Raw genomic sequence first — 20,873 nt, forward strand, 5'->3', positions numbered from 1 at the left:
CCATGAAGAAAATAAAGATACCCTTGATGTGGATAGCTTTTTTCGCTATCAACTTATGCGCTGGATGCAGTGATTATTTCGATCTCGATGAGAATCCCAATTTAGTGCAAGATCCGCCTGTTAACGCACTGCTATCTACAGCGACGCATAAAGCTGCAGTTAATATGCAGCAATTCGGACTGATAACCAGCTATTATACGCAGTATTTAGCCAGCCCATCGGCTAGTGGAGCTGCCGACACCTATCAGGTGACGGACGACTCCTATCAGTGGAATACCGTTTATTATGCAATGGCTGATTTATACGATATGATCCAAAAAGCGGAAGGAACAGCGGCGTATTTGCACGCCGGCGTTGCCAAAGTGCTAATGGCTTATCAATTGGGTTTGGTTGCCGATGTATGGGGACCAGTACCTTATACCGACGCCTTTTATGGAACGAATACGCTGACGCCGACGTACGATAATGAAGAAAGTTTGTATAACCAATCGCTTGCGTTAATTGAGGAAGGGTTGAATGATCTAGGTCGCTCCGATTATGCTTCGGAACTCGACGCGGCTTCGGATTTGATGCACCACGGAAATGTGGACGACTGGATTAAAACAGCCTACGGATTAAGAGCAAGGCTGCTTAATAAGATCACTAAAAAGGCTGATTATGATCCGAATGCCGTGCTGGCGGCTTTAGACCAAGCCTATACTTCGAACGAAGATGAATCATCGATGAACGTATTCCTGGGCGTGAACCCTTGGGCACAGATCGCTATAAGTAACGCCAGCAATCTATTAGGTGGTTGGCTGTCCGATAATTTTGTTAATCACTTGAACGGTGTAACCTACGGTTTCGAAGATCCGCGCATCGCTAAAATTACGGATAAAACGGTTAACGGCAATTACGTCGGGACCCGTAATGGCCAAGGCAATGTGGGGGGGCCGAACACCGTACATGACGAGTCTTACATCAGCGTCAACTCACCCCTTACAGCGGAGACTGCTCCGCTCGTCATTATGACCTATGCCGAGCTCAAGTTTATTGAGGCAGAGGCGGCCCTAAGGGCAGGGGATAATAGCCGCGCCTATGACGCCTACCTAACCGGTATCCGGGCTCATATGGATAAACTGGGCGTTGCAGCTGCTGATCGAGATGCATATATACAGCATAGCGCGGTGTCGGTGGGGGCGGCGAACCTTAGTTTAGCGCTTATCTTTAAGGAGAAGTATGTGGTGACTTATTTGAATCCGGAAGCATGGAATGATATGCGAAGAAATGATTATCAATATAAAGATTTTCGGATGCCGTTGAATGCCTATTTAAATAACTTTATCAGAAGAGTGGCCTACCCGGCTGATGAGCGCGGGCGAAATAGCAGCAATGTGCCGGCAGACCAACCTTTGGATACGCCGCTTTGGTGGGATCAACCTTAATAAAAAACACAGAATACGCAAGAGTAGAAAAAACAGTATATGTATTTAAAAAAAGCCGTAAGCATTTTTCTTTTTGTTACTTGTCACCTTTTCGGTAAATCGCAGGAGTTGACCTTAGAAACATTGACATCCTATCCTTTTCCTTCTTCCTTGGTAAGTGCGGGTGCAGGGGATAAAATAGCGCTGACTATTAATGAACAGGGAAAACGAAATATTTGGGTTGCGGAGGGAAGTCATTTTGAACTACGGAAGGTGACGGATTTTAAAGAGGATTACGGAGAAGAATTGAGTGGCGTTACGCTATCGGCCGATGGTCAATGGGTAGTTTATGTAAAAGGTGGTGATCATGGCGCTTTTGACGAGAGTGAACCAAGAAACCCGGCCTCGTTGCCGATAAAGCCGAAAGTAGCGGTCTGGAGTGTGCCCTTTGACGGGGGAACGCCGATCTGCCTGGGGGAGGGCGACTACCCGCTTATTTCGCCAGATAGTAGAGAGGTCTTATTTGAGCAAAACGGACAGCTGTGGACGGCGCCTATTGACGGTACAAAGAAAGCCGCTCCGCTATTTTTTGCAAGAGGCAAAAATAGCAGTGCACAGTTTTCGCCGGACGGTTCCAAAATTGTTTTTGTATCCGACCGCGGCGACCACTCGCTCATTGGCGTGTTCCGCGATAGAAAGACACCCATTCAGTGGCTTGCACCGGATTTTTGCAGAGATGTCTCGCCCCGTTGGTCGCCCGACGGCGCTGCGGTGGTTTTTGTCCGTACAGCGGCACGGGGTGGGGCTCCGGATTCTTTGACAGTACAGAAACCACAACCCTGGGCAATATGGCGTAGCGACCTGGCTAATGGAAAGGGCACTGAGATTTGGTCCTCGCCAAATACGCTTGAAGGCTCGATCCCAACTACGCAGGGCGGATTTAATTTGCACTGGGCTGCTAAAGACCGTATTGTTTTTTTATCTTATCATGATGGTTGGCCACACTTATATAGTATCCCATCGCATGGGGGGGAACTGTTGCCGCTCACAGTAGGCGACTTTATGGTAGAGCATGTGCAACTGAGCCGCGATGGCCAATGGCTGCTCTTTAGTGCAAATACGGGCGAAAATAAAGATGACATTGACCGTCGGCATGTATATCGGGTGCCGGTTGATCAAGCGCAATTAGAAGCTTTGACAAAAGGGAAAGGCATCGAAACGTTTCCCACGTTCATAGGCGATGGCCAACACCTTGCTTTTTTTCAATCCACTGCCCAAAAGCCGCCTACGCCGTCAATCATGCCTTTTAAACCCCATGCAACAGCGCGGGTTATTGGAGAAAAACTGATTCCTCAATCGCTTCTTAATGCCTCTTTGGTAGTACCCAAATCGGTTAGCTGGAAGTCCACAGACGGAAAAACGGTATATGGACAGTTGTTTGAACCGGTGGGCGGATCGGAAAAACGGGCGGCAATTGTGTTTGTCCATGGCGGCCCACAACGACAGATGCTTTCGGGATGGCACTATGGTGATTATTACGCAAATACTTATGCCCTGAATCAATACCTGGCGAGTAAAGGCTTTATCGTACTGGCTGTTAACTACAGACTTGGCATCGGTTATGGTTTTGATTTTCATAAACCGGCGAATGCAGGCCGATTCGGCGCTTCGGAATACCAGGATGTTCAATCAGCCGGTACATGGCTTGCGGAACACCCTCGTGTCGACGCAGAACGTATCGGGATTTACGGAGGCTCGTACGGCGGTTATTTGACTGCTTTAGCACTCGGTAAAAATTCCGATTTATTTGCGGCCGGGGTTGATATACATGGCGTGCACAATTACCTCGGAAGGGTCGACCTTCATGCTGCTGAGCCGGCGCCAGACGCCGAATTGGCCATAAAGCTCGCCAAAGAGTCGTCCCCCATCTCGTGGACAGACAACTGGAAATCACCTACCTTAATGATACATGGCGACGACGATGGCAATGTCGATTTCCATCAAAGTGTCGACCTGATCTTGCGGCTAAAGCAGAAATCGGTGCCGCTCGAAACGATGATGATCCCTGATGAAACACACCATTGGATGCGCTACGAAAACCAGTTGCGCGTCGACCAAGCGGTTGCAGATTTCTTTCTAAAAACTTTAATGAACACAAAAAAGTGAGAATATTTATCCGAAAAATCAGCTGTGTCCTCTTAACAAGTAGCATTCAACTTATTGCATTTTGTCTTTTATGCTGTCCGCTGCTGATAAACGCACAGCAACGTCTATTGCCCGAAGGTTTTGATTCTTATGTAGATCAAGTGCTAAAAACTTTCGATGTGCCTGGTTTAAGTGTAGGCATTGTAAAAGACGGCGAAATTATATTAACCAAGGGATACGGCGTAAAAAAATTAGGCGAACCCGATCCGGTAAATGAAGAAACGCTTTTCAGTATCGCCTCTAATAGTAAAGCTTTTACCGCAACGGCTCTGGCTATGCTGATAGAGGAAGGGAAATTGAAGTGGGAGGATCGAGTAACGCAATACTTGCCCTGGTTTCAGCTAAGTGATGATTACGTTACGAGTCACCTCACGGTACGCGATTTACTGGTACACCATAGTGGTCTGCCGGCCTATGCCAATGACTTATTGTTATTTCCACCATCTACTTTTAGTCGGCAGGAATTATTACAAAAACTGAGGGATGTGCCTCTTCAGTACGACTTTCGTTCTGTATATGCTTACGACAATATTCTCTATCTAGCAGCAGGTGAGATCATAGAAAAAGTTTCCGGTTTGCCTTGGGAGGAGTTTATTAAGAAAAGAATCTTTGATGTGCTCGGCATGAAACATAGTATTAGCCGCTTTTCGTCTCTTAAGAAACAAGACAACGTGGCGTATGCACATGCGAAGCGGGAAGGCCAGTTGAAAGTGATCGCCAGCTTTTTCGATCAGAACATTGGTGATGCAGGGGATCCTGCGGGCGGAATCGCTTCCAGCGCCTTGGATATGACGAAGTGGGTCGCCATGCACCTCGACTCGGGGCGAACCACTAATGGTGGCCGTTTATTCAAAGCCAATGCAACCGAAGAGCTTTGGAAAATTATAAGACCTATGCCGATACCGAAAGAACCGGCTTGGCTGCGCCCGGCACAAAAGAATTTTTACGGATATGCGCTGGGATTTAGAAAATACGACTATAGAGGTTATCAGGTAATTGGCCATGGCGGGCTGTTAACCGGTTTTGTATCTCAGATTGCTATGGTACCTCAAAAGCGGCTCGGTATTGTGGTGTTAACTAACCAGCTGTCGTCAGGTGCCTACTGGTCTATCATTAACTATTTGCTCGACTATTATCTGCAAGCGCCCGCTTTTGATTGGATCGGCGGTTATAAAAAGGAGGCGGATCGCCTACAGTCCAGGAGGGACTCAACAGAAAAAACGCTGACGCCTGATTCAACATTAAGACGGAGCCTGCCGTTGAACGCTTATTGCGGTGCCTACGTCAGTAAATTATTAGGGAATGTCCGAATTCTGGAGGAACAGGGCCTTTTATCATTGAAATTTATAAATGCACCCCAATTAAATGCATCTTTAACGCATTTCCATGGTGATATTTTTAAACTCACTTTCGATAATCGGGATCGAAGTACAGCCCCGATGTTGTCCTTTTCCCTTAATCCGGATAAATCAATACGCGAAGCAAATTTTATTTCTTCTTTTACCGATGCGGATTCCGATTGGGAATCTGTTGTACTTAAACCAGCGAAAGAGGCGGTAACCGATACCCTTATGTTGACGAAAAAAATAAACGAAATCTTGCAAACCGGAGCGCAGGGGACTTTTGCCATTGCCTTTAAAGATCTGTCTGACAACGATACTTATTTTTATAATGAACACGAAGTGTTCCATGCGGCCAGCACGATGAAGACGCCTGTGTTGGCTGAAGCGTTTAGACAAATGGAACAAGGTAAATTCAGCTTAACCGATTCGGTTGAAGTGTATAACAAATTCAAAAGCATTTATGATGGAAGCCCCTATAGCATTCACGCAAGTGATGATAGCGAACAAGGGCTCTACGCCTTATTAGGCACGAAGGTCACTATTGCGGATCTCCTGCATCGAATGATTACACAGAGTAGTAATTTGGCAACCAACATAGTGATCGATTTAGTGGGTGCAAAGAATGTGATGAAAACCATGCGTCAGCTAGGAGCAAAAGAAATGAAAATCCTTCGGGGCGTTGAAGACAGCAAGGCTTTTGCCCACGGGATGAACAACACGGTGTCGGCTCATGATCTCTTGCTTTTGTTCGAACAGCTTGCAAAGGATAGCATGGTTAGCAAGCAGGCCAGTGAAGAAATGGTAGCCATCCTGATGCAACAGCATTTTCGCGGCACCATTCCCGCAAAACTACCCGGCACGGTTAAAGTTGCCAATAAAACCGGGTCGATCGATAAGGTATTTCATGACTCAGGTATTGTTTTTTTGCCCGACGGCAGACGATATGTGTTGATACTTCTTTCTAAGGGTTTGGAAGAAAAACGTGCACAAGAAAGTTTGGCCGAGGTCTCCAGTGTTTTTTATCACTATATGACGAATAAAATTAGAACAGAATGAGGTGTTAAAGTCTATTAGAGTTGTAGATTTTTAACTTTTATTCTACCTTTGCGTCTCTATTTATAGAGCGGTAACCTGTTTTTGATAGTCGGTAAAACACATCAGAACATCGGCAGCTTTACGGGGCGGTAAATATATGATTGAACTAAAAAATATCAGCAAAGTCTTCCGAAAGAAAAACGTTGACGTTAGGGCGCTCACTCAGGTCGATCTGACCATTTCGGAAGGCCACATATATGGGATAATTGGTTCGTCGGGCGCAGGTAAGAGTACGCTGATAAGGTGTATTAATTTGCTGGAAAGACCCACTCAAGGGCAGGTGTTAATCGATGGCGTTGATCTGACGACCCTGTCTCCCAATAAGTTGGTCAATGTCAGAAGAAAAATCGGTATGATTTTTCAGCATTTTAACCTGTTGTCTTCCCGTACGGTTTTCGAAAATATAGCGTTTCCACTCGAATTGATTCATGCCCCTCAGGATCGGATTCGAGCGAAAGTGGAAGAATTACTGGAATTGGTAGGACTGGAAAAGAAGAGAGACGACTATCCCGCCAGTTTATCGGGCGGACAAAAGCAACGGGTGGCAATTGCGAGAGCTTTAGCCAGCGATCCCGCAGTTTTATTATGCGATGAAGCCACCAGCGCACTCGACCCAGCTACCACGCGTTCGATCTTGAGCTTGTTAAAGGATATCAATAGGCGCTTGAATATCACCATTGTATTAATTACGCATGAAATGGATGTCGTAAAAGCAATCTGCGATGATGTAGCTATTTTATCGGAAGGGAAAATCGTTGAGCGGGGAAGTGTACGCGAAATTTTTTCCGATGCCAAAACGGATTTAACACAACAGTTTATCAACTCATCGCTCCACGTGGATATTGCACATGAATATTTAAATCGCTTAACACAGATGCCCGGGGGCGAGACAAGGGACTTATTGCTCAAGTTGCGATTTAATGGCGCAACGGCTAATGAACCTGTACTTTCTTCCATGGTGAAGCTATATGATGTAGATTACGAGGTGCTAAACGCGAAAATGGACACCATGGGAAGCATGCAGGTAGGGGTGATGTTGCTCAAAATCAGCGGAACTGCAGCTAGCACAACGCAGCTTGTTGATTATTTTAAAGATAAAAAATTGGAGGTGGAAATAATAGGTTATGTCTGATGCAATGTTGTGGATGCTTCTGAAAGGGACGTGGGAAACAATTGTTATGACCTTTGTCTCTGGATTTTTTGGTTTTTGTTTGGGTTTACCAACGGGCGTGTTGTTGTTTATGACACGTGATGGGCAAATGCTGGAAAACCGTAAGGTGAATAGAGCGCTTGCAATTATCGTAAACGCTTTTCGATCCATTCCGTTTATTATTCTTATCGTTTGGATGATCCCGTTTACCCGGTTAATTGTAGGTACCTCCATTGGAGTGGGAGCTGCCTTGGTTCCCTTAAGTATAGGCGCCGCGCCGTTTATTGCCAGAATGATCGAAAACTGTTTGTTGGAAGTGCCACATGGGCTGGTTGAAGCAGCGAGGGCTATGGGGGCAAAACCGCTTCAGGTTGTCCGTAAAGTACTGCTGCCAGAGGCCTTGCCGGCAATTATCAACAGTGCAAGCATCACGTTAATCACCTTGGTCGGCTATTCCGCTATGGGCGGTGCTGTAGGCGCCGGGGGCTTAGGACATATTGGTTACCAGTATGGATATGTAGGCTATGACGCCTTGGTTATGAATGTCGTATTAGTATTATTGGTCGCCTTGGTTTTTATCATCCAGTTTCTGGGTGATTTAATGTCCAAGCGCGTCGACCATCGAAAATAAAAATGAGCATGAACATAAGAAAATTTAAATTGCTTGGAGCAGTGGTGGCTATGGCTTTTGCATCCTGCGGAAACGCCTCCAAAAATGATCCGAATCAGATTAAAGTAGGGGTCGAGGCCGGGCCTGAATATAGCTTAGCCGAGGCAGCTCAAAAGGTTGCAAAAGAGCAATACGGCTTAGACGTTGAACTCGTTCAATTTAATGATTATGTGATGCCCAATGAGGCCCTTCGTCAAAAAGATATTGATGTAAATGTATTTCAGAACAAGCCTTACCTGGATGTTCAATCCAAACAGAGAGATTACAATTTTGCGATTGTCGGCAATACTTTTGTTTTTCCTTTAGCGGGCTATTCAAAAAAAATAAAGCGTATTGAGGAACTGCAAGAAGGCAATACCATTATCATTCCTAATGATCCTACAAACGGAGGTAGGGCATTACTGCTCATGGAGAAAGTAGGTCTAATTAAATTGAAAGAAGGCGTAGGCCTCCTACCTACGGTAAACGATATCGTCGGCAACCCTAAAAAATTGCGCATTCTCGAATTGGAAGCGCCTCAGCTGCCGCGGTCCCTGGACGATGCCCAGGTGACGGTTGCTATTATTAACAATACCTTTGCCGCTTCTATCGGATTGGTCGCTAAACGCGACGGAATCTTCGTTGAGGATGAGGAATCTCCTTATGTGAATATCATTGTTTCGCGCATCGATAATCAAAATGACGAAAAGGTAAAGAAATTCGTGAAAGCGTATCAGTCGGCAGAAGTAGAGGCCGTCGCTGATAACGTGTTTAAAGGTGGCGCCATAAAAGGTTGGTAACAGGGCTATCCAAAGGTTTTATTTCTCCCTTAGGATTTCTTGATAAAATTTGATATCATTCTCCAGCTTGGAAATATAAGTTTCTTTTTCCATTAATAATTTATGGTAGAGCTCTTTTTCAGTATCTTTCTCGATTGCTGACCCGCCGGTTGGATTGAAGAGCGAACTTAAATTTAGATCGATCAGGGCGGCTATCTGTTTTAATCGCTCGATGTCTAAACGCGTTAAACCGCTTTCAATGTTTTGATACGTTTTCAAGACGATGTTTAGTTTGTTCGCCATATCGCTTTGCGATAATCCCTTCGCTTTACGATGACTCTTTATCGTGTAGAGTAATTCGGTGTTTGTCATAACGTTCGGATTGATCTTCAATAAGCGGAATTCTCCGTCTTTGTTACTTTCCAAAAGTAAACAATAAAGTCTAGTGAATCAATAGACTTTATTTGTTTTTTTTATCGTCTTCACTTCACATGGCTCGACTCGGGCGTGGTTCGTTATAACTGCAATCATCACCGTCCACAATCTTTTTATACTGTCTTGGTTTGTAGCAGAAAGTCTATAGTTCTTGTAGATTTTTAATTTTTTCTATTAACTTTACCGAGCATCTTATTTAGCAATGAGTGATCTACAATGGAAGTAACAAACGAATACCAACTGGATGGGATTTACAACGATTTTATCGTCGATCTCCCGTCTATTCACGAGGCACAAAACGCGATAGGAGGTAAATGGAGTTTAAAGTTGATTGTTGCCTTAGCGCATGGGAATAGCAGGTTTAACGAAATAAAGGATTACGTCGGCACGATTTCTCCCAGAGCGTTGTCAAAAGAACTGAAGGGACTGGAACAGCATGGCTTGATAAAGAAGAGGGCCTGTCGCGATAAACCAATTTACACCGAATATCAATTAACTCCCTTGGCTTACCGATTAAAGGGTGTAATTGAAGAGATAAGCAATTGGGGCAGGTATTTTCAAGAAAAGAAATTGAATCAACTTAACAAATGATAAGATTTTTATTTGTAGGGTTAATAGCCGCGACGATGGGATGGGCCTGTGCCGGCAGGGAAGAGGAACAAAAGAAAACGGAGGAAACGATATCGGTATCGGGTGCCTTTGCGCTTTATCCAATGCTCATACAGTGGAGCGAGGATTTTAAAGAAAAACATCCCAACGTACGTTTTAATATATCGGCAGGCGGTGCCGGAAAAGGGATCGCTGATGTATTGTCCGGCATGGTGGATATGGGCATGGTATCGCGCGATATTCACCCCGAGGAGTACGAGAAAGGTGCCTTCTTGGTCAATGTTGCAAACGATGCGGTAGTGGCTACTTTCAATGCCAATAATCCCGCAGCCAAGCAAATTGTAGAGCGAGGGCTCACAAAAGAGGAATTCATCAATATTTTTTTAAAAGCACAGACTACGCGTTGGAATCAGTTAAGCGGCATTAATGGCGACTTCGATATGCATGTATACGTTCGTTCCGACGCCGCTGGCGCGGCAGAGACATGGGCCAAATTTCTAGACGCTTCCCAGGAAGACTTAGTGGGAATCGGCGTTTTTGGCGACCCTGGACAGGCCCAGGCGATTATGCGCGACCCCTTATCGATCGGGTTTAGTAATCTCAATTATGTTTATAGCCTGAGAGACCGGAAACCTCAACCCAATGTGCAAATTATTCCTATCGATTGGAATAATAATGGAAAAATAGATGCAAACGAATATTATTACCAGAGTTTAGACAGCTTAAACCAGGCGATAGGCGATGGAAGATATCCGGCACCGCCGGCCCGCACGTTAGGTCTATTGTTTCATGGCAAACCCAAAAACAGGGTTCTGGTTGCCTTTCTGGAATATATATTGTCCGAGGAAGGGCAGTCGCGTTTGCCCGAAAACGGTTATGTAAGTCTGAGTAAAAAGGCAGTTTCCCAAGAATTAGCAAAAATAAAATGAAGATACGCTTACTAAAGGACAAAGTGATTGGAACGGGCATGTTGACTTTTTCCATTTTGTCCGTTTCCATGGTATTATTGATTGGAATCGGACTATACTGGAGGTCTTTACCCATTTTACAAAATTATTCGGTTTGGGAACTTATTAGCGCGGATACTTGGCGGCCCTTGAAAGGATCCTTTGGCTTCTTTCCTTTCATAATGGGCACCTTATGGGTTACGGGTATGTCTATCGTCATCGCAATCCCTTTGTGTTTACTTACCGCCATTTATCTTTCGGAATATGCACCGACGCGTTTTAAAAGTATATTCTTACCAATGATTAATATGTTGGCAGGTATACCGCCGGTGATTTATGGCGTGTGGGGCGTTTTTTTCGTTGTGCCGATCGTTCAACGCTATATAGCTCCTTTTTTTGTTGATTTCTCGACAGGTTTTACGGTTTTAGCCGGAAGTGTTGTACTCGCGGTTATGATATTTCCGCTTATTGTCAGCATTGTCGTAGAAGTATTGCAAACTATTCCGAAGGAATTGCGGGAAGCCTCGCTTTCGCTTGGCGCCACTAAATGGGAGACCATTAAGAAAGTCATCCTTCGTAAAGCGATGCCCGGTATTATAGCCGCGGTGGTCTTAGCGGTGTCGAGGGCTTTCGGTGAAACCATTGCTGTATTGATGGTATGCGGCAATGTGCCTATTTCCCCTAAATCGATATTTGATCCGGCTTATCCTTTGCCGGCTCTGCTAGCGAATAATTTTGGCGAGATGATGTCGGTGCCGTTGTACGATGCGGCTTTGATGTTTTCAGCCTTGCTGTTATTCGTGATTATTTTGATTTTCAACGTGATATCCCGAATGATTTTACAAAAAATAAGTATCCGAAATGCGTAGAAGAAAGATTGAAGAATTCATATTTAAAGGGCTTATGATCGCTTCGACGGTCGTAGTCGGCCTCTCTTTATTCTTAATTATTGGCACCGTGGTCGTAAAGGGATTGCCTTACCTCAATTGGGACATGCTTACAAAAACGCCTGATGGTGGCTATTATTTCGGTCGTTCTGGAGGTGTCTTAAACGCGATCATCGGGTCTGTTTATATAGCCGGAGGCGCTACGGTACTTGGAATGATAATTAGTTTGCCGGTGTCTATTTATCTAAATATCTACTTAAAAAAAGAAAATCGCTTTGCGCGTTTGGCGAAACTGTCCTTCGATGTATTGTTTGGAATTCCTTCCATCGTTTATGGTGCCTTTGCCTTTAGCTTGATGGTTTATCTCGGTGTCCGTGCGTCTCTATTGGGAGGTGTTATAGCTGTTACTTTATTGGTAATACCCATTATGGTGCGGACCTTGGATGAAGTAATTATCCAAGTGCCAAAGGAATTGAAAGAAGCGGTTCTTTCCTTAGGAACGACCCGCTGGGAGATGGCAAAAATTTACTTTCGGCAAATAAGAGCGGGTCTGTTAACCGCCGTTTTGTTGGCTTTTGGAAGGGGCGTAGGGGATGTTGCCGCCGTTATGTTTACTGCCGGTTTTAGCGACAATATCCCGACCTCGCTGAACGAGCCCGCCGCTACGCTGCCCTTGGCTATTTTCTTTCAATTGAGCAGCCCGATTCCGGAAGTGCAAGGAAGGGCCTATGCTTCTGCACTGATTTTGTCGATCTTCATATTGATCATTGTGACTTTAAGCACGCTACTTACTAATAAAAGACGTAAAAACTCATGACCCAGACTCCTCATATCAGCGTAAAGGATTTGAACGTCCAGATCGGTGATAACCACTTACTTAAGAATATCAATATAAATATTCCGGATAAATGTATAACGTCTATTATCGGGCCCTCAGGTTGCGGAAAAACAACCTTGCTGAAAAGTCTTAATCGCCTATTGGACGATATACCGGATGTGCAGATTAGCGGAAGCGTATTGGTCGACGGAGAAGATATTTACGGACCGAAAACGGAGGTGACGCACATAAGAAAAAAGATGGGGCTTCTTGCACAGCGACCCTTTCCTTTGCCTATGTCGATATATGATAACATTGCTTATGGCCCGCGCATACACGGAATCAGGGGTAAGACAGAACTGAACAGACTTGTTGAGCACTATCTGAAAGCAGTAGGCTTGTGGGAAGAGGTGAAGCACCGACTGCATGGGCCAGCGAGCGCCTTATCGATCGGACAGCAGCAGCGCCTCTGCCTAGCCAGGGGATTAGCAGTTGAACCGGAGATTATTTTAGGTGATGAGTCGACCTCGGCGCTGGATCCAATCTCTACGAAAACCATTGAAGATTTGTTGATAAAGCTTAAAGAAAATTACACTATTGTACTCGTTACCCATATTCTGCGCCAGGCCAGACGGGTATCGGATTATATCATCTTCGTATACATGGGGCAAATTATTGAGTTCGGGCCTACGGAGGAGGTCTTGTTGAACCCAAAAGAAGAGCTCACGAAAGATTATGTTAAAGGATTTATCAGCTAGTTCAAATTTTTCCTAAAACATATTAGCATAAGCATAAACGTGCATTTTTCTCAAAAAACAGGCGAGATATTCAAAATATTCATCTATCTTTAGGGCGAACAACCAACACGCCTAATATGCGTATGCATGTCACATTAGGCCGTTAATGATAAACTATTCTGATGAAACATTTTGAAATTCAAGAGCAGGACCAAGTATATGATGCCATCATAGTTGGTTCAGGAGCCGGTGGAGGCATGGCCGGCTATGTGCTCGCTAATGCCGGACTGAAGGTTTTGATGTTAGAAGCCGGGCCGTTTTTTGATCCTGCCAAAGACGCTCTTCAGCTCAGGTGGCCATGGGAATCTCCCCGGCGTGGCGCATCGACCGTCCGTCCCTTTGGCGACTTTGATGCCGCTTACGGAGGCTGGCAGTTAGAAGGAGAGCCCTATTCGACAGTGGATGGTACCGACTTCCAATGGTTTAGGGCCCGCATGCTCGGGGGAAGAACAAACCACTGGGGGCGAATTTCACTGCGAATGGGGCAAGACGATTTCAAGCCTACTGATGGTGTCACGGATGAATGGCCTATTACTTATGAGGAGGTGAAGCCTTTTTATGATAAAGTCGACCGCTTGATCGGTATATACGGTACAGTGGAAGGCCTACCTAATGAGCCGGATGGCATCTTCCTGAAACCACCAAAGCCACGCCTAAATGAACTGTTCATTAAACGGGGAGCCAAAAAAGCAGGCGTCACGGTTATTCCCGGCAGGGGCTCGGTACTGACAGAAGCGCTCCCGGGGATGAAAGGGCGTGGAACCTGTTTTTACTGCGGACAGTGTGGCCGTAGCTGTAAGGTATACGGCGATTTTTCATCTTCTTCTTGCTTGGTGATTCCGGCAATTAAGACAAATAATCTGAAGGTTATTGATAATGCAATGGTACGTGAAGTGTTGACCAACGAAGAAGGATTGGCAACTGGGGTGTCCTACGTGAATACAGTAGACTTGAAGGAGTATAGTGTGCGGGGTAAATTGGTCATACTCGGTGCAAGCGCTTGCGAATCTGCTCGTCTTTTGCTGAATTCAAAGTCAAAGGCACATCCGGGAGGACTCGGAAACAGCAGTGGGCTGGTGGGAAAATATCTCCACGATTCGACCGGATCCAGCATGTCTGGTTTTATTCCCGATCTGATGGAAAGAAAGCGTTATAACGAGGACGGTACAGGTAGCGTACATATATATTCTCCATGGTGGCTCGACAACAAGAAGCTTAGTTTTCCACGCGGATATCATATCGAATACGGAGGCGGTTTACATATGCCTTCATACGGCTTTCTCGATTGGGTGCCGTCGGTGAACGGGCAGGTGCCCGATAAAAATGGAAATAAGAAGGAACAAGGCGGTTATGGTGTTTCGTTAAAAAATGATTACCGTCGTTTTTATGGCGCTAACGTAGGGATGGCGGGCCGTGGTACCGCTTTAGCGCACAAGCATAATTATTGCGAAATTGACCCTGGTAAGGTGGATAAATTTGGCATTCCGGTGTTGAGGTTTCATTATAAATGGGGAAAAGAGGAGGTCGCGCAAGCTAAACATATGCAGGAAACTTTTCAGTCCATTATGCACGAAATGGGCGCCATTATTACATCTCCAACTTACGGGCCCGAAACGTCTTATGGCTTAGAAGCACCAGGTAAAATCATTCATGAAGGCGGAACTGCCCGCATGGGTAATGATCCGAAGACATCCGTGTTGAATAAATGGTGCCAATCGCATGATTGCAAAAATCTGTTCGTTGTGGACGCGGCACCTTTCGTTCAGCAGGGCGACAAAAACCTTACCTGGACGATTCTAGCATTGTCTATGCGAACCGCGGAGCATATTTTAGAACAGAGGAGTAAACTTAATATTTAATAATAGATGAATAGAAGAGAGTCGATCAAGGCAATTGGACTTACTACGGTAGGTACGGGCATCTTATTAGAGTCTTGCACACAGGAAGATTCCAATAAAGCCGGTAAAGCGACCGAGCCGACGTCGAAGAAGCTGCCCGGTGTACAGGACTTTGAGCATGTCCGTAATACGCGGTTAAGCAGCGAACAGTTTTTTACTGATCACGAAATGGCAACAATCACGGTGCTTTCCGATATCATCATCCCAAAAGACGATTTTTCCGAGAGCGCGTCAGCAGCGGGTGTGCCGGCTTTTATCGAGTTTATGGTAAAGGATATTCCGGACTATAAATTGCCGATGAGAGGTGGCTTAAAATGGCTGGATGTGCAATGTTTAAAACGGTATAATAAGGTCTTTGTTGATTGCGACGAAAAAGAACAGCTGAACATGGTAGACGAAATTGCCTACCCGCTAAAAGCAAGACCTGAAATGCAACAAGGAGTGGCCTTTTTTAATCTGATGCGGAGTCTGACAGCCTCCGGTTTTTTTACCAGTGAAATAGGGGTGAAGGACATTGGGTATGTGGGGAATCGCCCGGGACCTTGGGATGGTGTGCCGGAGGATGTGCTGAGCCAATACGGGTTTACAGGAAATGAATAAGTTGACAGCGGTGATTGTTCGAATTAAAACATTTTTTTGTCATATAACAGGCCGATGGTGTACAAAGAAGTTATAAATCGAACAATTGCTGTAATTTGTTTGTATATTGAAAGAAGTGGCCTGTATACGCCCGCTTCACTCATGCGGCTAATAACAATGAATCGGTACAGATGAAATATTTACTGCTCTTTTGCCTTGTTTTTACATCGTTTGGGGAGAATTATGCACAAACGCCGTCGACAATAAAGCAACAATTAAATAAAATAACGAAGATGACATCTATAACATTAAAAGGTAATCAGGTACATACCGTTGGCACATTGCCAACAGTAGGAACCGAAGCACAAGACGTTACGCTGACAGCGGTTGACTTGTCAGAGAAAAAATTGAGCGACTTTAAAGGGAAATATGTAATATTGAATATTTTTCCGAGTATTAATACGGGTGTTTGCGCAGCATCGGTCCGTAAATTTAATGAAGATGCTACCAGTTTGCCAAATACCACCGTATTGTGTATATCAAAGGATCTTCCTTTTGCACAAGCTCAGTTCTGCGGCGCAGAGGGCATCGAAAATGTCGTTATGTTATCTGATTTTCGCTCCAATTTTGGAGAAGTGTATGGAGTAGAGATCGCCGATAGCCCGATGAAGGGCCTGTTAAGTCGCGCTGTAGTGGTAGTCGATCCGGAAGGGAAAATTGTGTATGAAGAGCAGGTGCCCGAAATTGCACAAGAACCGAATTATGAAGCAGCCTTAGCGGCGGTCAAATAGCGTATTTTTATGAGCGCTTCGATATGAGCGCATCTACTATTACTATTGCAATAAGCCGGTTAACGTTCAACCGGCTTATTGCATTATAAGGAGGAGGGTTTACTTAACGAATAATCTAATCAGCTTTATGAAGATAGCTACTTATAATGTGAATGGAGTGAATGGGCGCCTACCGGTATTACTGCGCTGGTTGGAAGAAACTAAACCTGATGTGGCATGCCTGCAAGAATTAAAAGCCCCTCAAGAGAAATTTCCTGAACAAGCAATTCGTGAAGCCGGGTACAACGCGGTTTGGCACGGACAGAAGAGCTGGAATGGGGTTGCTATTTTAGCACGTAATCTCGAGATTGTGGAAGCCGGACGGGTACTTCCCGGTGATCCTGACGACAGCCACAGTCGGTATATCGAGGCAAACATTGAAGGAATTCATATTGGCTGCCTCTATTTGCCGAACGGTAACCCGGCTCCGGGGCCAAAGTTCGACTACAAATTGCGTTGGTTTGAACGCCTTAAAAAGCATGCGCAGGAATTGCTCGATAAGAAGGTGCCGGTGGTATTGACAGGTGATTACAATGTAATGCCAACGGAACTGGACGTGTATAAGCCTGAACGATGGCTAGATGATGCCCTCTTTCGTCCGGAAACACGCGCCGCCTTTAGCGAACTCGTCGCGCAAGGCTGGACGGATGCGATTCGGCACCTATACCCAAACGAGCGGATTTATACGTTTTGGGATTACTTTCGAAACGCTTACGGACGCAATGCGGGATTGCGTATAGATCATTTTCTACTGAGCCCCCAACTGCGAGGTAAGCTCATTTCCGCGGGGGTAGATCGCCATGTCCGTGGATGGCAGAAAACGAGCGACCATGCGCCGGTCTGGATCGAGCTTGCAGCTTTGTAAAGCTACCGAGATCCGCCATGCTTTTTCCTTCTAAAGTGGGGGCTTTGTCTATAGCTTCCTTTACTGTATTGCTACAACCATTTTTGTCTGTCACTCAGAAGTTTTCATTGTTTTTATTAAGTAACGATACAGGTTAAAGACTCAATTATTTGTAACGTACTATTTTCACAAGGGGCATAGTTTTGCTGCTTAAAGCGTTATCCGACTTGCTTTCCTATGGAAAAAGCAGCAAGCTTTACTCGTTTTTCCGTAAAGCCTCTTTCTTTTAATAGCAGACATAAAGTAAAAGTTCTAATAATTATTATAAACCACAGATATACACGGAATAATATTTTTCTGCTTTTAGTTTCGAATAGCTCGATGCCATCGATATAGCACAAAGAGCGAGAATCAGTAAATTGTACCATTACCTGTGTAAACAGTACCATGCGCCAATAAGCGGCGACCGTATCTTTGTCTGACAATACAGGAAAGCCGTAGCAGAAGGCTAAAGCGGCTTCATTATAAATATTAGCTGATCACATGGAAAGCATAAAAGAAACTAGTGAATGGAGTGCAGCAATACATGCTCTATGTCCGCGTTGCCGTACAGGAGCCATGTTTACCGGTAGCGCATACGGATTTAAAATTCAGAAAATGAATGAAAGCTGTCCGCATTGCAAACTGAAGTTTGAAAGAGAGCCAGGATACTTTTACGTGGCCATGTTTATAAGCTATGCAATGAACGTAGCTGAACTGATTGCAGCCTGTGTAGGAACTTATTTACTAACGGGCAACTTGGAGTCGCCTTGGCTTTATTTGGGAGCGACGCTGGTAACTGCGTTTCTGTTATCACCACTGAACTATCGTTATTCACGCGTTATTCTTCTTTTTTGGCTGACTCCCGGACTGCGGTACACGCCAACTATTAACGGACGGCACAAAGAGCAGGCGCTCAATAATAGAGCTTAATGCCTTTTGCTTTGTAATAAGCAATACCTTTGCAATATGAAAGCTTTTCCTGTATATGATATAGTCGGCCTGAGTGTAACGCAAAAAGATATTTTAGTAAGGCCTTTTGCACCTTATATCCAAGAGCATCAAAAGTTGTTGGTACCTCATCGGCATTCGTTTTTTCATATCGGTTATTTTACTAAAGGGGAAGGGATACATACAATTGATTTTGAGCAGTTTGAGGTAAAACCCTTTCAGATTTACTTTATGGTGCCCGGACAGGTACATCATTGGGATTTCCAGGGTGATGTAGACGGATATGTGCTGAACTTCTCCGACTCCTTTTTTCAGTCGTTTTTAATGCGACCCAATTATCTGGATAATTTTCCGTTTTTCCGGGGAATCGCACGGGAGTCCGTTTTAGAAATTCCACCGTCCCATCAAGCAAAAATTCAAGCCATTTTTGAAGAAATGGTCGGCCTTCGACTGACCATTAATCCGATGAACTTGGATATCTTGCGGGTAAAGGCCTTAGAGATATTCCTTTCTATAGCAAGCTTGTCTTTTGGTAATAGTCACGAACATTCGCTAGTTAACCAAACCGTGCTCAGGAACTTTCAGCTATTGGTTGAACAAAACTTCCAAACCCTGCGGATGCCCAAAGACTATGCTGCGCTGCTATACGTCACGCCTAATTATCTGAACGCTTTGTGTTCAGATATGTTAGGGATATCCGCCGGCGAACTGATTAGAAAACGTGTGGTATTGGAAGCAAAACGATTGCTTGTAAATTTAGAGCTTCCTATTTCGACGATTGCTTATGAATTGAACTTTAATGATAATTCCTATTTTACCAAATTCTTTAAAAAAAATGCGGGAATTACTCCCGAGGAATTCAGAAAACAGTTTTTGAAATAGAAGAGAACCGCTTTGAATCGGCTATTCGGCCCGGTTTGTTTATGTTTTGTTTATTGAAATTAAGATATTGTTAATATATTTTTACTGTTTATGACGGTTTGTTGTGTTTCTTTTATTTTTTTAGGCGAAATATAGGATATACCCTGTACCTTTTGGTGGGTTTTCCTCTAGTTAATCAATTATTTCTCACCGTCCTTTGTGTAGTATTTGTTTTACCACCTTAATATGAAAAAATATGGAAAAGCATTATGGTGAAATCATCGAAAGGACTATCCGTCGTAACGGGTATAGCATCAGTGAACTGTCCAGACTAATGAAAGTTAACAGAAGATCGATCTACAATTGGTTTAACCAGCCGAAGTTTAAGCCGGATATCATTTTCAAAATCGGTTGTGCCTTAAAGCACGACTTTTCCAATGAGTTTCCTGAGCTATTCTCCTCAGATGAGTTTCAGAAGGTGTTCAACGATACGAAGAAAACGCTACAGGTACGATTTCTAAACGAAGAGCACGAAAAAGTAAGCTATTGGAAAGATAAGTACATCAATCTATTGGAAGAATATAATCAGATTCTGTCAGTAAAGAGCGGCAACACAAGAACAGCGTCTATGTCTGGACTTTAGCTGGCAACTTCATCGGCAGCAATGTGGTGCCTTTATTTCGGGGCATACTAATGGCATTCAACTTTAATATTTAGGGTGCTGGTTCGTTCATCCAACCGGTTAGGAGAGGTACTATCCCAGTGTCATAGAAGTACTAAGGTATAGCAAAGGTAGTACCAAACCTGTGTCGTTCCTGTGTGAAAGCAGTGTCAACCTAGTACCATTCCTGTGTGAAAGCAGTGTCAAAGCAGTACCGTTTAGTACAGTTTCAGTAGGTTTACTGTAGCTCTCAGTGTCAAAAACGGGATTTTTGGCTTGCCTCCAGCCGGTATGCCTTTTTTATTATGCGCTCTTAGGGTGGCGTCTTTACCCCGTCCTATTGATCCTGATCTTCCCAAGAAAGAAAAATTTGATCCCAAAGCCTTATATTAGCGGAGAAATGCGATCTGCAACGCAAGCATCCATGAACTCGTAAACGGGTAGCGTCTTAGTCAACAGCTAGTCGGGGTCGATCGCATTCCCCAAGTTCAAAAAGTTGAGATTCCAAGATTGCTAATGGAGAAAAATTTAAAAGAAGAAAGAGCAGCATTGTATGCGCGCTGCCGGGAAGTGGTGGAAGAACGGATCCGGCATGCAGAACAGGCCATTCAAAATGCAAAAGACGCCGCAAAGGATGATACAAAGAGCAGTGCGGGGGATAAATACGAGACGACCCGCGAAATGATGCAGCAGGAGATTGCAAGAAACGAGCGGCAATTAGCCGAGGCAAACAAATTGAAATATCAGTTAGACGCGGTGCCTGTACCGTCGACAAACGAAACTATCCAATTAGGAAGTATAGTAGAAACAAGTGCTGGCTTGTTTTTTGTAGCGATCGCGCTCGCTACGGTAGAAACAGCAGCGGCTAGTTTTTTTGTTATTTCTCCAGCTTCCCCGGTTGGACAACTTCTACTGGGAAAAACGGTGGGAAGTGACCTCAGCTTTAATAAAAGAAGCTATCGTGTCCTAGCGATAGTATAAGCGAATCAAGAAGATTTATTTTTGTAAATGAAACTAGCTGCGTGCTCTTGCCAAAGAGACATTTTTGTTTACCTTTGCATTGTTTATAATCAATCTAATTAATAATAATGGTA

At 44.5% G+C, this 20,873-nt stretch carries 20 protein-coding genes; 19 read left to right on the top strand and 1 reads right to left on the bottom strand.

The window, feature by feature from the left end; translation table 11 throughout:
* The first annotated feature begins 2 nt into the window (after window positions 1-2).
* The 6 genes from EPX21_RS08405 to metQ all read left to right on the top strand — a co-directional run bounded on the left by EPX21_RS08405 (window position 3) and on the right by metQ (window position 8,645).
* The gene (locus EPX21_RS08405) at window positions 3-1,424 is read left to right on the top strand and encodes a SusD/RagB family nutrient-binding outer membrane lipoprotein (RefSeq protein WP_240768609.1); all 1,422 of its coding nucleotides are present in this window, start codon (window positions 3-5) and stop codon (window positions 1,422-1,424) included.
* Between the two features lie 39 nt (window positions 1,425-1,463).
* The gene (locus EPX21_RS08410; protein WP_134089218.1) at window positions 1,464-3,569 is read left to right on the top strand and encodes a prolyl oligopeptidase family serine peptidase; all 2,106 of its coding nucleotides are present in this window, start codon (window positions 1,464-1,466) and stop codon (window positions 3,567-3,569) included.
* Window positions 3,566-6,007, top strand: a complete 2,442-nt coding sequence (locus tag EPX21_RS08415; RefSeq protein ID WP_240768610.1) for a serine hydrolase — start codon at window positions 3,566-3,568, stop codon at window positions 6,005-6,007. The genes EPX21_RS08410 and EPX21_RS08415 overlap by 4 nt, the downstream gene beginning before the upstream one ends.
* A gap of 136 nt (window positions 6,008-6,143) precedes the next feature.
* Window positions 6,144-7,178, top strand: a complete 1,035-nt coding sequence (locus EPX21_RS08420) for a methionine ABC transporter ATP-binding protein (RefSeq protein WP_134089219.1) — start codon at window positions 6,144-6,146, stop codon at window positions 7,176-7,178.
* Window positions 7,171-7,827, top strand: coding sequence for a methionine ABC transporter permease MetI (metI, locus tag EPX21_RS08425; protein ID WP_134089220.1), 657 nt, complete (start codon window positions 7,171-7,173; stop codon window positions 7,825-7,827). The genes EPX21_RS08420 and metI overlap by 8 nt, the downstream gene beginning before the upstream one ends.
* Before the next feature lie 8 nt (window positions 7,828-7,835).
* Window positions 7,836-8,645 (top strand): methionine ABC transporter substrate-binding lipoprotein MetQ, encoded by an 810-nt coding sequence (gene metQ / locus EPX21_RS08430; protein ID WP_305037090.1) that lies wholly within the window; start codon window positions 7,836-7,838, stop codon window positions 8,643-8,645.
* Window positions 8,646-8,663: 18 nt separating this feature from the next.
* Here metQ and EPX21_RS08435 read toward each other — a convergent pair whose 3' ends face one another.
* Window positions 8,664-9,050, bottom strand: coding sequence for a helix-turn-helix domain-containing protein (locus EPX21_RS08435; protein WP_134089222.1), 387 nt, complete (start codon window positions 9,048-9,050; stop codon window positions 8,664-8,666).
* A gap of 225 nt (window positions 9,051-9,275) precedes the next feature.
* Here EPX21_RS08435 and EPX21_RS08440 point away from each other — a divergent pair, with 225 nt between their 5' ends.
* The 13 genes from EPX21_RS08440 (at window position 9,276) to EPX21_RS08500 (ending at window position 20,760) form a co-directional block, all read left to right on the top strand.
* Complete coding sequence (locus EPX21_RS08440) at window positions 9,276-9,650, top strand: helix-turn-helix domain-containing protein (RefSeq protein WP_134089223.1); 375 nt, start codon at window positions 9,276-9,278, stop codon at window positions 9,648-9,650.
* Entirely contained in the window at window positions 9,647-10,597 is a 951-nt protein-coding gene (locus tag EPX21_RS08445; protein ID WP_134089224.1) for a PstS family phosphate ABC transporter substrate-binding protein, read from the top strand. The genes EPX21_RS08440 and EPX21_RS08445 overlap by 4 nt, the downstream gene beginning before the upstream one ends.
* Window positions 10,594-11,484, top strand: coding sequence for a phosphate ABC transporter permease subunit PstC (pstC, locus tag EPX21_RS08450; protein ID WP_134089225.1), 891 nt, complete (start codon window positions 10,594-10,596; stop codon window positions 11,482-11,484). Before EPX21_RS08445 ends, pstC begins: the two co-directional genes overlap by 4 nt.
* Window positions 11,477-12,319 carry a PstA family ABC transporter permease gene (locus EPX21_RS08455; RefSeq protein ID WP_134089226.1) on the top strand — a complete coding sequence of 281 codons (843 nt, stop codon included), beginning with the start codon at window positions 11,477-11,479 and terminating at the stop codon, window positions 12,317-12,319. Before pstC ends, EPX21_RS08455 begins: the two co-directional genes overlap by 8 nt.
* Window positions 12,316-13,077 (top strand): phosphate ABC transporter ATP-binding protein, encoded by a 762-nt coding sequence (locus EPX21_RS08460; RefSeq protein WP_134089227.1) that lies wholly within the window; start codon window positions 12,316-12,318, stop codon window positions 13,075-13,077. Before EPX21_RS08455 ends, EPX21_RS08460 begins: the two co-directional genes overlap by 4 nt.
* A gap of 161 nt (window positions 13,078-13,238) precedes the next feature.
* Window positions 13,239-14,975: a GMC oxidoreductase gene (locus EPX21_RS08465; protein ID WP_134089228.1), complete on the top strand. Its 1,737-nt coding sequence runs from the start codon at window positions 13,239-13,241 to the stop codon at window positions 14,973-14,975.
* Between the two features lie 6 nt (window positions 14,976-14,981).
* Window positions 14,982-15,614 carry a gluconate 2-dehydrogenase subunit 3 family protein gene (locus tag EPX21_RS08470; RefSeq protein ID WP_134089229.1) on the top strand — a complete coding sequence of 211 codons (633 nt, stop codon included), beginning with the start codon at window positions 14,982-14,984 and terminating at the stop codon, window positions 15,612-15,614.
* A gap of 272 nt (window positions 15,615-15,886) precedes the next feature.
* Window positions 15,887-16,384, top strand: a complete 498-nt coding sequence (tpx, locus tag EPX21_RS08475; protein ID WP_134089230.1) for a thiol peroxidase — start codon at window positions 15,887-15,889, stop codon at window positions 16,382-16,384.
* Window positions 16,385-16,511: 127 nt separating this feature from the next.
* On the top strand, window positions 16,512-17,288 hold the full coding sequence (xth, locus tag EPX21_RS08480) for an exodeoxyribonuclease III (protein WP_134089231.1): 777 nt from the start codon (window positions 16,512-16,514) through the stop codon (window positions 17,286-17,288).
* Window positions 17,289-17,810: 522 nt separating this feature from the next.
* Entirely contained in the window at window positions 17,811-18,239 is a 429-nt protein-coding gene (locus tag EPX21_RS08485) for a DUF983 domain-containing protein (RefSeq protein ID WP_206106032.1), read from the top strand.
* Window positions 18,240-18,275: 36 nt separating this feature from the next.
* Window positions 18,276-19,139, top strand: a complete 864-nt coding sequence (locus EPX21_RS08490; protein WP_134089232.1) for an AraC family transcriptional regulator — start codon at window positions 18,276-18,278, stop codon at window positions 19,137-19,139.
* 235 nt (window positions 19,140-19,374) lie between these two features.
* On the top strand, window positions 19,375-19,761 hold the full coding sequence (locus EPX21_RS08495; RefSeq protein ID WP_134089233.1) for a helix-turn-helix domain-containing protein: 387 nt from the start codon (window positions 19,375-19,377) through the stop codon (window positions 19,759-19,761).
* A gap of 534 nt (window positions 19,762-20,295) precedes the next feature.
* Window positions 20,296-20,760, top strand: coding sequence for a 3-oxoacyl-ACP synthase (locus EPX21_RS08500; protein WP_134089234.1), 465 nt, complete (start codon window positions 20,296-20,298; stop codon window positions 20,758-20,760).
* Window positions 20,761-20,873 lie beyond the last annotated feature (113 nt).

The organism is Olivibacter sp. XZL3 (genome assembly GCF_004368405.1).
Classification (GTDB): Bacteria; Bacteroidota; Bacteroidia; order Sphingobacteriales; family Sphingobacteriaceae; genus Olivibacter.